The sequence below is a fragment of the Aliinostoc sp. HNIBRCY26 genome (assembly GCF_050235535.1).
In the GTDB taxonomy this organism is placed as follows: domain Bacteria; phylum Cyanobacteriota; class Cyanobacteriia; order Cyanobacteriales; family Nostocaceae; genus Trichormus.
Window position 1 is genome coordinate 2,339,754 of the sequence record NZ_CP189852.1, and the last position, 13,272, is coordinate 2,353,025.

General features: G+C 41.8%; 16 protein-coding genes. 5 read left to right on the plus strand and 11 right to left on the minus strand.

What is annotated here, in order from left to right; translation table 11 throughout:
• Positions 1-32 precede the first annotated feature (32 nt).
• From ACQFX9_RS10035 to ACQFX9_RS10045, 3 genes are all read right to left on the minus strand, one after another.
• Positions 33-269, minus strand: coding sequence for a 2Fe-2S iron-sulfur cluster-binding protein (locus tag ACQFX9_RS10035; protein WP_427161874.1), 237 nt, complete (start codon positions 267-269; stop codon positions 33-35).
• Between the two features lie 14 nt (positions 270-283).
• Positions 284-1,759 (minus strand): cobyric acid synthase CobQ, encoded by a 1,476-nt coding sequence (gene cobQ, locus ACQFX9_RS10040; RefSeq protein WP_427162848.1) that lies wholly within the window; start codon positions 1,757-1,759, stop codon positions 284-286.
• Positions 1,760-2,050: 291 nt separating this feature from the next.
• On the minus strand, positions 2,051-2,449 hold the full coding sequence (locus tag ACQFX9_RS10045; protein ID WP_427161875.1) for an Npun_F0494 family protein: 399 nt from the start codon (positions 2,447-2,449) through the stop codon (positions 2,051-2,053).
• A gap of 97 nt (positions 2,450-2,546) precedes the next feature.
• Between ACQFX9_RS10045 and ACQFX9_RS10050 the strand changes: the two genes are divergently transcribed.
• The gene (locus ACQFX9_RS10050; RefSeq protein ID WP_427161876.1) at positions 2,547-2,987 is read left to right on the plus strand and encodes a peroxiredoxin; all 441 of its coding nucleotides are present in this window, start codon (positions 2,547-2,549) and stop codon (positions 2,985-2,987) included.
• Positions 2,988-3,136: 149 nt separating this feature from the next.
• Here the strand turns inward: ACQFX9_RS10050 and ACQFX9_RS10055 are convergent, their stop codons facing one another.
• From ACQFX9_RS10055 to menD, 6 genes are all read right to left on the minus strand, one after another.
• Complete coding sequence (locus tag ACQFX9_RS10055; RefSeq protein WP_427161877.1) at positions 3,137-3,517, minus strand: hypothetical protein; 381 nt, start codon at positions 3,515-3,517, stop codon at positions 3,137-3,139.
• 106 nt (positions 3,518-3,623) lie between these two features.
• Positions 3,624-4,511 carry an ABC transporter permease gene (locus ACQFX9_RS10060; RefSeq protein ID WP_427161878.1) on the minus strand — a complete coding sequence of 296 codons (888 nt, stop codon included), beginning with the start codon at positions 4,509-4,511 and terminating at the stop codon, positions 3,624-3,626.
• Between the two features lie 165 nt (positions 4,512-4,676).
• The gene (locus ACQFX9_RS10065) at positions 4,677-5,696 is read right to left on the minus strand and encodes an ATP-binding cassette domain-containing protein (RefSeq protein WP_427161879.1); all 1,020 of its coding nucleotides are present in this window, start codon (positions 5,694-5,696) and stop codon (positions 4,677-4,679) included.
• A gap of 132 nt (positions 5,697-5,828) precedes the next feature.
• Entirely contained in the window at positions 5,829-6,083 is a 255-nt protein-coding gene (locus ACQFX9_RS10070) for a DUF4351 domain-containing protein (RefSeq protein WP_427161880.1), read from the minus strand.
• A 3-nt stretch (positions 6,084-6,086) separates the two neighbouring features.
• The gene (locus ACQFX9_RS10075; RefSeq protein ID WP_427161881.1) at positions 6,087-6,254 is read right to left on the minus strand and encodes a hypothetical protein; all 168 of its coding nucleotides are present in this window, start codon (positions 6,252-6,254) and stop codon (positions 6,087-6,089) included.
• Between the two features lie 95 nt (positions 6,255-6,349).
• The gene (menD, locus tag ACQFX9_RS10080; protein WP_427162849.1) at positions 6,350-8,077 is read right to left on the minus strand and encodes a 2-succinyl-5-enolpyruvyl-6-hydroxy-3-cyclohexene-1-carboxylic-acid synthase; all 1,728 of its coding nucleotides are present in this window, start codon (positions 8,075-8,077) and stop codon (positions 6,350-6,352) included.
• Positions 8,078-8,284: 207 nt separating this feature from the next.
• On the opposite strand from menD, the gene folB reads away from it, so the two are divergent.
• The 3 genes from folB to ACQFX9_RS10095 all read left to right on the plus strand — a co-directional run bounded on the left by folB (position 8,285) and on the right by ACQFX9_RS10095 (position 11,073).
• Positions 8,285-8,647, plus strand: coding sequence for a dihydroneopterin aldolase (gene folB, locus ACQFX9_RS10085; RefSeq protein WP_427161882.1), 363 nt, complete (start codon positions 8,285-8,287; stop codon positions 8,645-8,647).
• A gap of 340 nt (positions 8,648-8,987) precedes the next feature.
• Positions 8,988-10,286, plus strand: a complete 1,299-nt coding sequence (locus ACQFX9_RS10090) for a diguanylate cyclase domain-containing protein (protein ID WP_427161883.1) — start codon at positions 8,988-8,990, stop codon at positions 10,284-10,286.
• 226 nt (positions 10,287-10,512) lie between these two features.
• The gene (locus ACQFX9_RS10095) at positions 10,513-11,073 is read left to right on the plus strand and encodes a sugar O-acetyltransferase (protein WP_427161884.1); all 561 of its coding nucleotides are present in this window, start codon (positions 10,513-10,515) and stop codon (positions 11,071-11,073) included.
• Between the two features lie 10 nt (positions 11,074-11,083).
• Here ACQFX9_RS10095 and ACQFX9_RS10100 read toward each other — a convergent pair whose 3' ends face one another.
• On the minus strand, positions 11,084-11,464 hold the full coding sequence (locus ACQFX9_RS10100) for a calcium-binding protein (protein ID WP_427161885.1): 381 nt from the start codon (positions 11,462-11,464) through the stop codon (positions 11,084-11,086).
• Between the two features lie 202 nt (positions 11,465-11,666).
• Between ACQFX9_RS10100 and rbsK the strand changes: the two genes are divergently transcribed.
• Positions 11,667-12,596 carry a ribokinase gene (rbsK, locus tag ACQFX9_RS10105; RefSeq protein ID WP_427161886.1) on the plus strand — a complete coding sequence of 310 codons (930 nt, stop codon included), beginning with the start codon at positions 11,667-11,669 and terminating at the stop codon, positions 12,594-12,596.
• Here the strand turns inward: rbsK and ACQFX9_RS10110 are convergent.
• Positions 12,593-13,270, minus strand: a complete 678-nt coding sequence (locus ACQFX9_RS10110) for an HD domain-containing protein (RefSeq protein WP_427161887.1) — start codon at positions 13,268-13,270, stop codon at positions 12,593-12,595. The genes rbsK and ACQFX9_RS10110 overlap by 4 nt on opposite strands.
• Positions 13,271-13,272 lie beyond the last annotated feature (2 nt).

Here is a 13,272-nt window from a genome sequence, read left to right on the forward strand (position 1 = left end):
CCCTACACCCTTACACCCCTATTCCCCCAAAACTACCAAGTTGGGTCACTAAATAAATGAATGGTTAGTTCTGCTTGCGGTGGTACAGAGGTAATGCAAGCGCGAATGGTGTCGCCGTCTTCTAGTTCTACCGTGCAAGCGTGACAAGTCCCCATTAAACATCCAGTAGGAATGAAAACCCCGGCTCTATCTGCTACATCTAATAGGGGTTCTCCTACCTCAGCGTTAATGGTGACATCATCTGGTAAAAAACGGACAACAACACTCATGCAATTTAGCCTAACTACGACAAAAAGGGCGTTAAATCTAAATGATTTTCAATTTCGCTAGCCAGATTATCTAACATCTGCTCCCGTTGTTCTCGGTAGTTGGCGACACCTGTGGGTAAGGATTTTAAGCCGCGTTGTTGACGCAGACGATTGAGCCAAGCGCGTCGCCAGGGGCCATTATCAAACAGTCCGTGGAGATATGTACCCCACACTGATTGACATTTATCTACCAATCCTAAGTTAGCATCATCAAATAAGGATTGATAGCCTTGATTATCACTGGGAATATCTACACGCGATCGCCCTTGATGGATTTCAAACCCAGTTACAGGTAGTCCCATTTGGGGGAAATTGGAGCTAACTTGACGCTGACGGGCGATTTTTTGCCCTGTAATCACGGTCTTAATCGGTAAGAGATTTAAACCTTGATATCGACCGGCTTGTCCCTCTACCCCTTCAGGATCGGCGATGATTTGTCCGAGAATTTGGTAGCCACCGCAAATCCCTAACACTGTACCACCAGAGGCGGCATAGTGTTGAATTGCTTCTGCCATACCGCTTTTTTGGAGGATGATTAAATCCGCGATTGTAGTTTTTGTCCCTGGAATAATTACCGCGTCTGGATGTCCTAAATCATGCTTGGGACTAATGTATCTAACGGAAACTGTGGGTTCTGATTCTAAGGGGTCAAAATCGGTAAAGTTGGAAATTCTGGGTAAACGCACCACACTGATGTTGATATCGGTGTTGGCTTTTGCTGGTTTACGCTCTAGTAAATCTAGAGAATCTTCGGCGGGGAATAATTCTTGTAGGTAAGGAATGACACCAATTACCGGAATTTTTGTCCGTTCTTCTAACCATTTGATTCCAGGTTCTAAAAGCGATCGCTGTCCTCGGAATTTGTTAATTACTATACCTTTAATTAATTGGCGTTCGTCTGGTTCGAGTAGTTCCAGTGTACCGACAACGTGGGCAAATGCTCCTCCACGGTCAATATCTACTACTAGGATGGTGGGTGCATTTAAGTGTTTTGCCACCCGCATATTAGTTAAGTCACGATGCTTGAGGTTAATTTCTGCGGGACTACCAGCACCTTCACAGACGATGACATCAAATTCTGTACTTAAATGTTGTAAAGATTCCTCAATGGCTCGCCAACCCATTTCAAAATACTGTTCATAGTAGTCGGCAGCGTTTACTTTACCTACATATCTCCCCCGCATAATTACCTGGGAAGTCATATCTCCTTGGGGTTTGAGCAAAATCGGGTTCATTTCTACCCAAGGAATTACTCCCGCAGCCCAGGCTTGTACTGCTTGGGCGTAACCAATTTCTCCCCCGTTGGCTGTGACATAAGCATTTAAAGCCATATTTTGTCCTTTAAAGGGGGCTACTCGCCAGCCACGCCGCGACAAAATTCGACAAATAGCTGTAGTTATCAGTGATTTCCCTGCGTGGGAAGTTGTACCCACTACCATAATAGATTTCATAGCCACTGTTACTTACTCACAATCAGGGGATAATATTAGTGCGTAATTCTTGATAACATAAATTTGCATGAGTTTGAGGATTGATCTGGTGTCAATGACCCATGCCCAATGCTCATCGTAGAACGAGAGCAAGTATTCTGCCTTAAGTTAAAGCAAATATGCAACCCAGCTTAACAATTCCGGCAATTTCCTGGGGTGAAATTGATAAAGAATTGATAAATGGGTTGATGTCTTTCCGTATATATTGTTCCCTATAGATACTGAATCCTAACTTTTGGAGAGTTGATTTCGCTAAAAGGGAACTCTGAGCCAACGCATCATAGCATTAGATAAGCGATCGCTCCAGGAAGGAGTAGGTAAATCTTGACCTTGGTATGTTTCAAGTAGTTGATAACCCAGGGGAGTGAGGCGAAAACTATCTGTAATCCCCTGTCCATCGACTTCGCGCCGCAACATCCCGACTTGAATTAACCAATTCAAAGCGTCATCACAGGCTAACTCTGAGAGGGGTTGTTGAGTGTAACCATTTTTTACCCCATTTTCTGCGGCGATCGCACTCAAGGCGATACTCTGATGGCGCATGGTTTCAAATAACTTGATTTTGAAGGGAGAACAAATCAGCGATTTTTCGGCTCTTTTGATACTGCTAGGCTGATAAGTTAAGATTTTGGAGTTTTGGGAGTTAACCATAGTTTGATTTTTAGTTTTTACATTTATGTCATGAAATTATTGTAAATTATTGTAAAATTTCAAAGTCATCAACAATCTAAAACAGGAAGGGTTCATTATGCCTTTAGCGGTTGGTACAGATGCACCTGCATTTACCGTCAAAGATACCAACGGTAACACCGTTTCGTTATCTGATTTTGCTGGAAAGACCGTTGTTTTATATTTCTATCCCAAAGATGACACCCCAGGCTGCACTAAGCAGGCTTGTAGCTTCCGAGATGCCAAAGACGATTATCAAGGTAAAGATATTGTGGTGCTGGGAGTCAGTGCTGATGATGAAGCTTCTCATCAAGCATTTACCCAAAAATATAATTTGAATTTCCCTTTATTGGCTGACACCGACCACTCTCTCATTAAAGCTTACGATGTTGATGGCGGTGGTTATGCCAAGCGCGTCACCTACGTTATTGATGCCCAAGGCAAAATTGCTCACGTTGATGCTAGCGTCAACACAGCCACCCACGCTGGTGATGTTTTAGCGGCTTTGGGACTTAATTGAGTGCTGAGTGCTGAGTGCTGAGTGCTGAGTGGTTATTTAGAAAGTGGAGATACGTGATTAGGTAATCTCAGAGCAAGAAACTTTTTAACAAAAGAGTGCTAAGTAATTTCTTCACTCAAAACACAGCACTCAAAACTCATCACTCTTAATTAATTACCTTGATTTACCCCTGGTTCTGTGGAACTGGGGGTATTAATAACTGGTAAAGGCAGTATTTGTCCTTGTGGCTGGTTATTCTGATTGGCTCGAATTTGTCTTTCTCTAAAAGCTTTAGCGGCTTCATCGATTTGTTGACTTTGCTGATCGGCATTCCATGAACTTGTACCGAACTGGGCGCGGTGAATCAAGTCGAACATATTGAAATTGCCGTTGCTAAAGTCAACGTTATTTTGTTGATCAGCATTATTACCGCCTGCGTCTACTGTACCGAGTTGAGCGAGGCTAGATTGGGCTGTGAGTAGGGAAGTAAAGCTAAAACTGGCTACAGTTGCTACTAAAAGTTTAGCGATCGCGGGAAATGATTTTTTCATAAACATCCTCTAACACCATTTCTGAGAAGTTAAAAGGTAAAAGTTAAAAGGCAAAAGAAAAGAATCTTTTAACTTTTACCCTTTTTTCATTGATGCTGTATTTATCTTAAGCAAGAGTCCGGCGAAGTTGGGGCTGAATGCTAATTAAAGCTACTAATGCAAAACCAAGTAATATTAGCAATGCACTACCAAAGGTAATCTCACCCCAAGGGGCTTGCATAACGACGCTAGATAATCCCCAACTGCTGTGAGTATAGAGATAGCGAATGGGTTCAATGGCGTAGCTAAGGGGGTTGAGGGTAGCCACAACCTGTAACCACTTGGGCATGAAAGATAAAGGTGCGAGGGCAGTGCTAGCAAATAATAATGGTAAGTTAGTCACAAAAATTACTGCTATTAATTCAATGTGTCCGGGTAGAGCAAAAGCTAAACCCAGAGAAATAGCTGTGACACCCAATGCTAGCAAAAAGACGATGAGGGCGATCGCACCCAATCCCGTGATATCTGGTAATCCAGCACCGAGAAAAGCTGCCGCACCAACAATTACAGCCGCTTGTAGTAAGCTTTGGCTAATAATAAAGATGGCTGAGGCAAAGACAATAGAAAAGCGTGAAGCCAGAGGGGCGACTAACAAGCGGTTTAAAAAGCCAAATTCCCTGTCAAACATCACAGGTAAACCAGCATTCAACGCTCCCGCAAAGGCGGTAAATACAATTACACCTGCGGCTAAAAATTGCCCGTAATTTGTCGTAGTACCAAATAAACCTTTAGGGGCATTTTGGAACAAAGCGCCGAATAATACCAACCACATGACAGGCTGAATGATACCCGCCACTAGGGTTGAGGGACGGCGTTGTAACTGAATAAACAAGCGACGAGTTAAAGCCAGAGTCTCTTGGACTAGTTCACCGAAAAAGTTAGGTTTAGCTTCGGTGTAGGCTTGTGGTGCTGTGGCAACTGGCCAATTGATATCAGATTTAGGGGTGACACTCATAAGGGTTTTGGGAATGGGGCATTGGGAATGGGGCATTGGGAATGGGGCATTGGGAATGGGGCATTGGGAATGGGGCATTGGGAATGGGTAATTGGCCAAACAGGCATTGAAATAAAATCTACCTTGTCTCCCAGTCCCCAGTCCCCAGTCCCCAGTCCCCAATCCCTAGCGCATATTTTGTTTTTTCTCCGCTTTAGGATCACGGTTGGCGACTGCTGCTAGTTCAGCATCCATGAGGGTGCGTCCGGTGGCGGCGAGGTAGACATCATCGAGGCTAGGACGGGATTGGGCAATGCCAAAGATGGGTAAGCCTGCGCTGTTGAGTGCTTGCTGAACGCTAATTAGGGCATCATTTTGGGGGGTAACTACTAAGTTAAGGGAGTTACCTTGCGCGCTGTTGATGATGACTTCTTTAACGAAAGATAATCCTTGCAGGAGTTCCTTGGCTTGTGTGGCTTCTTCTGAGGGTGAGAATTCGCGGATGCGTAAGGTGATGCGATCGCCCCCGACTCTATCTTTTAATTCTGAGGGTGTCCCGACGGCAATCACCACACCCCGATCAATAATGGCGACGCGATCGGCTAGTGCGTCAATTTCTTCTAAATAATGGCTGGTAATAACTACCGTTGTGCCTGATTCCTTTAATTTCCGCAGGAATTCCCATACCACAAATCGGCTTTCTATGTCAAGTCCTACGGTTGGTTCATCCAAAACTAGAACATCTGGGGCATGAAGTAAGCCAGCCGCTAAGTCTAGACGCTTGCGTAAACCACCGGAGTAAGTCCCAGTTTTTTTATCGGCGTATTCTTGTAAACCGAGTAAGTCTAAAACTGTCTCAATACGCTGTTTAGCTACTGCACTGGGGATGTGATACAGTGCGGCTTGTAATTGCAGCAGTTCTCTTCCTGTTAAGACTTTATCAATGGCGACTTCTTGGGCTACATAGCCTAACCGTTGTCTAGCTACTCTAGGGTTATCCAACACAGAAATCCCAGATACTTCGATTTTGCCTGCATCTGGAGTGGTGAGGGTACACAAGGCGCGCAGAGTAGTAGTCTTACCTGCACCGTTGGGGCCGAGTAAACCAAAGATTTCTCCTGGTTCTACTTGAAAGGAAACATCCTTGACGGCTTCAAGGGTACCGTAACGCTTTTGTAGATTTTGAATTAAAACGGCGGCAGCCATGACAGCTAAACCCTAAATATACAATTCGCAACAATATCTATATATATTGTAGTGGAGTGGTGAAAAGTCAGGCGATCGCATGGCTACAGTCGTCTACTTTAAACCGCATGGCTACAGTCGTCTACTTTAAACTTATGAATTGACCGGCGGTGGGGAAATATTCGCCAAGTAATTGACTAAATCGCTGGGACGAGTGAAATCCAACAAAGCCTCAGCTAAATCTTCTAGTTGAGTAGTTGCTAAAGTACGAAGTTGCTGTTGTGTTTCTGGTTCAACTGTACCAAAGCGGCGTGCTAACAAACGTAGGATCAGTTCTAAAGCCTCTTGTTTTTTGCCGCGTTCTTCTCCTTTTGGCAAAATATCTTGGTAAATTACCGACTCTTGCATAATTTACTCGCTAAACAGTTGTGTAATCAAACTTTTCTCAAACCGCAAACCAGCCAAAACTCGTATACAAGCGGATATGTTCTGTCGTTCGTCTGTTTCTTCAATCATATCGACGGCAGCCGCAACTTGGGTGAGTAGGTTTGTGGGTGATTCACTTCTGGCTAATGTCACAATTCGCAATGGACTAACGTCCCGCTACGCTAACGCAATGGACTAACGTCCCGCTACGCTAACGCAATGGACTAACATCCCGCTACCTAACGCACTTAGCTACTAAATTTACCTAAATTCTCTTGTCGCCATTTGGCATCATTTTTACGATTTGTTCTCACTTCTAAAACGCGAATTCCTGTATTTGGTAGTGGATTTAATCTTTGCTGTAAATGTTGCCAGGAAGTAATTAACTCATGCTGTACGCCATAGGTAGCGCATAACTGAGCAAAATCAATGTCTTGGGGAGTGCCGAAATATTCTTCAAATGGTGGGTCGAATTTGGCGATGGGTAACATTTCAAAAATGCCGCCGCCGTTGTTGTTAATTAAGACAATAGTTAAGTGTCCGATAAATTTATTTCTGATTAAAAACCCGTTAGTGTCATGCAATAATGCTAAGTCTCCTGTGAGCATTACACTACTTTGATGGCGGTGGGCAATTCCTAATGCGGTGGATAGTGTGCCGTCAATGCCATTTGCGCCTCGGTTAAAATGCGATCGCACTCCTAAATTATTCGGCCGCCAAAAATATTCCACATCCCGCACAGGCATACTGTTGGCGATAAAAAATGGTGTTCCAGGTGGTAGTATTTGAGACATTAACCAAGCGGCTTTACACTCTATTAAATCTTCTATTTGCGCCAAAGTTGTGTCTACATTTGCCCTAACGTTGGCTTCTGCATCACACCACATTTGTAAATATTCACAAGAAATTTCAGCATCCCCTGGCTTCACCGACACTTCCTCAACTCTCATTCTCAAATGTGTCGTCCTGCCATGTAGAGGGTCGAGGTTTTGGTGGCTAGGGTCAATTATCCAGCGTAGAGGTTGGTGAGTGTCTAGCCAAGTCCGCAGTTCTTTGCTGGTGGGTATATCACCTATCTGAATCACTATTTCAGGTGCTAGCTTATCGGCTAGTTGCTGATTTCGCAAAATCAGGTCATAGGTGGAAATCAGATAGGGGTTGAGGTCGGCATAATTCCGCAGTGGGGAAAGTCCTTCGGCTAGTACGGGAAAATTGAGGGTTTGGGAAAGTCGGGCGATCGCTCTACAATATTCCTCTGGTTGTGATGGTTGGGCTACTCCAGCAATGATGATTCCTCTGTGGGATTGGGGAATAGGGATTGGGGATTGGGGATTGGGGATTGGGGATTGGGGATTGGGGATGTTGGCGAAGAATTTTTCGGGGTGGAATTGGGCTAGTAAATGAGTTAAATCATGACCATCAGGAATTGGTGCTAGGGGGTCACGTAGGGGAATATTGATGTGTACTACGCCTGCTGTTGGGGTTTGGGTTTGTTCCCAGCTATAAATTATTGTTTGTCGCAGATATGCTAGCATCCCCATTTCTGGTGAGGGTAAAGCTAATTCTGTTTGCCAGTTGGGGTAATTACCGTAGAGTTTAACTTGATCTATTGTTTGTCCAGAATGGCAGTCTCGTAATTCTGGCGGTCTATCAGTGGTTAATATCAGTAAGGGCACACGGCTTTCTTTCGCTTCAATTACGGCTGGGTAAAAGTTCGCCCCCGCAGTTCCAGAGGTGCAAACAATTGCTACCGGACGACCGGTGGCTTTAGCGACTCCCAAGGCAAAAAAAGCGGCGGAACGTTCATCTAGAATGGAAATTGCTGCGATTTCTGGGGCTTGTTGGGCAAAGGCGACTGCTAGGGGTGTGGAACGCGAACCAGGACAAATGACTGCACAAGTTAATCCTAAACGCTTTAGTGTTTCAGTTAAGATATAAGCCCACAGTTGATTAATATTTTTCTCGGCGAACCGCATCACATCCATAGCAGCCAATAAATTGCATAGCGAAATTCAATTTATCAGTTATTTGTTACCAGTTTCATCACCAGCGACAGGAAACCTGTTTCTTTTGAGAGTCAGTTCTTACTCATGCCTAATTTCCAATTCCCGATTTCCCATTGATACTGTGTGACACAACACTATAGGCTTGATTACTGATGAAAAACTCTTACGCAAGTTCTTATGGATTGTATTCATTTAACAGGAATTCGCTGCTATGGCTACACTGGCTATTTGCCAGAGGAACAGGTGTTAGGACAATGGTTTGAGGTGGATGTCAGGTTGTGGCTGGATTTATCTCAATCTGCCAAAACTGATGCGATCGCTGATACTCTAGATTATCGGGGTGTTATTAGCTTGATTCAACATCTCGTCAAGACTGCTAAGTTTGCTTTAATCGAAAGGTTAGCAGGTGCGATCGCTGATTCTATTATCCAAGAATGCGCTCAAATTACACAAGTGCAAGTTATAGTCACTAAACCTGCTGCACCCATCCCAGATTTTGGCGGCAAAATTAGTATTGAACTGACTAGAAAGAGGGAATAGGGCATTAGGCATTGGGCATTGGACGTAATAGATTTCTTATTCCTATATTTTTCTTTTTGAAAAACTCCATTTATCAGCGATGGAGTTTTTTATTTTGTTGTTTAATATACATATTTTTTGTATTAATTGTTGCTGATATTACCAATAAATTTTGAGGATAATTTTATATTTTTACGTAGTTTAAATGATAAAGAATCATGCTATAACAGCATGAATATTTCCTAGTTTAGTCATGTGCTAACACCGATACTTGAGAGATTGACTATCATATAATTATTCAGCTTTAGATATGGTTGAATCATCAGCAATATCTGAACCTTAGCAGATAGGCTATTTTAATATGCAAACCCGCAAAATCCTAGTTGTTGAGGATGAAAAAATCCTGGCTTTAAATATTAAAAATAGTTTACAAAAGCTGGGGTATGATGTTCTAGAAATTACAGATTCAGCCGAAAAAGCCATTAAAAATGTAGCAGAACACTACCCTAACTTAGTATTATTTGATATTTGTCTAACCAAAGAGATTAACGGTACGCAGGTAATAGATATTATTCAACACAAATTTCATATACCCGTATTGTATATAACTGAGTATTCAGAATATATAAAACTACCTAAAAATCAGCTAAGTCATCCTTTTAGTTATATTCTAAAGCCGATTAGAGAATCTGATTTACATTTAGCTGTGGAAATAGCTTTGGAACAATATCAAAATTATCTCAATTTACAAATAGAAAAACAAAAAATAGCAGCGATTATTAACAGCATGGCTTGTGGGGTAGTTGTTACCTGTAATCATGGCTGTGTTCAAATGATGAATCCAATAGCAGAACAATTGACTGGTTGGCAACAAAATGAAGCGATTGGGAAAGATTTTACTGATGTTTTGAGTTTAGTTGATAAAGATATGGATGAAGTAATCGGTAATTTAGCAAAACAGGCGGTGCAAATTGGTGAGGTGGTAAATTTACCAGAAAATTGTATGCTGATTTCTAAGGAAGGGAAAGAAATACCTATTGGCGATAATATAGCACCAATTCGGGATCATCATGGCAGGATTACAGGTGCTGTATTGGTTTTTCAAGATATTACGCAACGTAAACTAACAGAACTCCAAATACTGCGTAACGCCTTTTATGATGGACTGACAGGAATACCAAATCGCACTTTGTTTTTAGATCGCCTAAAACAAGCAGTAGAACGCAGTAAACGCCGTAGTGACTATCGGTTTGCAGTTTTATTTTTAGATTTAGATGGTTTTAAGGGGATAAACGATCGCTTTGGTCACAGTATGGGCGATGATTTTTTAGTAGCGATCGCTAGACGTTTAGAATCATGTGTACGCAGTTGTGACACTGTTAGCAGATTTGGTGGTGATGAATTTGCTGTATTGTTAGAAGAAATTAAAGATATTAATGATGTCATTAATGTTGCCAAACGTATTCAAGATACCCTGGGTTTACCAATAAATTTAAATGGAAATCAAATCTATACAACAGCCAGTATTGGGATTACTTTAAATCATAGTCATACTAATGAGCCAGAAAGTATACTCAGGGCTGCTGATAGTGCTATGTACCGGGCAAAGCAACAAGGTAAAGCTCGTTATGATGTATTTAATGAACCTACTAATTGTTAGCAATTTTTAGTTAAAATCTGCACTGATACTGCGGCTATTAATGAGTACATTTACCAAAGTAATTTGATATTTATCTAAACTGAAAATATTAAATTCTGATAACCAATAATTATACTTATTACATTATGTTGAGGAACAAATTTTTTTACTCACACATAATTTCCTGAAAGATAACCTTTGTACAGGCATGAAATTACACGCTGACTCCTGCCATTGGGCTTGATTTATGACAGAAAAAACTGAAAAGCAAAAAATGCTAGCAGGTCAATTATACCTAGCAGATGACCCAGAACTCATGGCAGATCAAAAACGGGCTAATCACCTTTTAAGAATGTATAACGCCACCTCAGCAGAACAACTAGAACAACGTCAGCAAATCTTACAAGAACTGTTTTTTAAAATCGGAGAAAAAATTACTATAGTGCCGCCATTTCATTGTGACTACGGTGCTAATATTACCGTAGGCAATGGCACTTACATGAATTATGGTTGTGTAATTTTAGACTGCAATCAGGTAGAGATTGGTGAAAATGTTTTATTAGCTCCTTATGTACAGATTTATGCTGCTTACCATCCTACAGAACCAGAAATTCGGCTCACAGGTAGAGAATTAGCTGCCCCCATTAAAATTGGTAATAATGTCTGGATTGGTGGTGGAGCAATTATTTGTCCAGGAGTTACCATTGGGGACAACACTACTATTGGTGCAGGAAGTGTAGTTGTTAAAGATATACCCGCAAATGTCGTTGCAGTTGGTAATCCCTGCCGGATAATTCGTTATTTATAGTAAATTTTAACTAGAATTTGTAGCCTCTAGCTAGCCAATACATCCAATCAGCGATCGCTTGTTGAGTATCTTCATCTACATCAATGGGTTCTATCTCCGATAGCTTGGCTGTATGATAATCGTCTTCCTTCCCTCCTATATAAGCAACTTCCACATACATATCCCTTAAACAATCATCTTCGGGGGCCATTCCCAAGACTTCCACAGGCTTCTCCTCAATGGTGGAAGTTTTGCGAGATTTCTTCTTCCACTTACCCATAAAAGGAAATTCTAAAGTATCGTCAAGGTAATAATACCAACCCATTGCCCGGTCTTCCTTATCCTCAGCATCGGCAATAATCTCTTGTTCGATGCGTTCTTCCCTGCTTTCGTCGCGTTCTACACTAGCCATAAGACTCCTATCTGTTGTTATACAGTTTGATATGTTAAAGCCTTTGGTCAATATCTGTCGATAAAGTCGATAGTCATTAGGGAACAGGGAACAGAGAACAGGGAACAGAATCTTGAATTTTGTAGGCGCAAGCCTTACCGTTAAGGAATTTTGAATTTTGAATTTTGAATTTTGAATTGATTAGTCCCCAATCCCCAACATCATGAGTATCATCGTTTTCGGCAGTATCAATATAGACTTAGTCGTCACAGCCCCACGTTTACCTCTGGCTGGTGAAACTTTAACGGGGGAAAACTTTTTTAAAATTCCTGGCGGTAAAGGTGCAAATCAGGCTGTCGCACTATCTAGATTAGGAATTCCTACCCATATGCTTGGGCGTGTGGGTGCAAACAATTTTGGTACGGAGTTAGTTAAAAGTCTGCAAGATGCTGGTGTACAAACCAGCAAAATTTTTCTCGATGAAAATGCTAATTCGGGAGTAGCTATTATTACTGTCTCCCATAGTGGGGAAAATCACATTGTGGTGATTTCTGGTGCTAATGGACAAGTTAATCAAGAAGATGTGGAACGCTTAACCCAATTATTACCAACAGCTAAAGCACTACTCCTACAATTAGAAATTCCGATTTCTGCTGTAGTTGCTGCGGCGAAGGTAGCCCATGATGCCAATATTACAGTCATTTTAGACCCAGCCCCGGCACCATCTCATTTACCAGCCGAACTTTATCCATTGGTAGATATTATTACACCCAATGAAGTAGAAGCCGGACAACTAGTGGGTTTTCCTGTAAATAATGAGGATACAGCCGCCAAAGCTGCTGGGGTGTTGTTGCAAAGGGGAGTAAAATCTGCGATCGTTAAACTAGGCGCAGCAGGTGCGATTTGCGCCACACCTGAAGAAACGTTTTTAGTCCCAGCGTTTACAGTTGATGCAGTTGACACTGTAGCTGCTGGTGATGCTTTTAACGCTGGTTTGGCCGCAGCACTTGATCATGGCTTATCTTTACATCAAGCAGTAGTTTGGGGAACAGCCGCAGGTGCATTAGCCGCTACCAAATTAGGCGCGCAAACTTCTTTACCCGATAGATTTACTTTCGATGCTTTCCTCAAGGACAGGGGAGTAAAATTTTAGGAGGATGATTCCTGCTCTTGAGTGTAGGGATGAGTTATCCTGTAAACTTCCGCGTTGAGATTATATCGGGCAAATAATTCGGCAAACTCTAACATTAAAGGCGTACAGTATATTTGTGGTCTTTGCAAAAATTTTTGTAAACATTGTTTACGTGCTGTCATATATTCTAAGGTCGATAACCAAGAGTATTCTTGACGAATCGCGTCTGCATATTTAAGGTAATGTTCTGGGTTGACTGCTAAAATTCCTAAATCTGCATCTAATAAAACCTGACTATCTAGATCACGTTCATCAGTTTGATGACTTTTTGTATTCAGGATCAAACGAGTGACAGTATTAATATGCTCAGTGGGAATTTTTAAAGTATTGAGTAACTGATCTGCGTATTCTGCGCTTTTTTCTTCATTATCTTGGGCTTGGGGTTCATAAACAACATCATGAAACCAAGCCGCCAATTGTACAGCACTTAAGTTATCAGTGTAAGTTTTTAAAGTGTCGATAATCTCTAGTACATGATGAATATGATCTAGATTATGGTAGTGGCGATGGGGGGCAGAATAAACGGTAACTAATTGAGCAAACGCTGTTTCCATAGCTACTTGGTCAACGCCAAAAGGTTCGAGCGTTTGTTGCCATCGGTACAATAAGATATCTTTGAGATTGTTCTTAAACATAA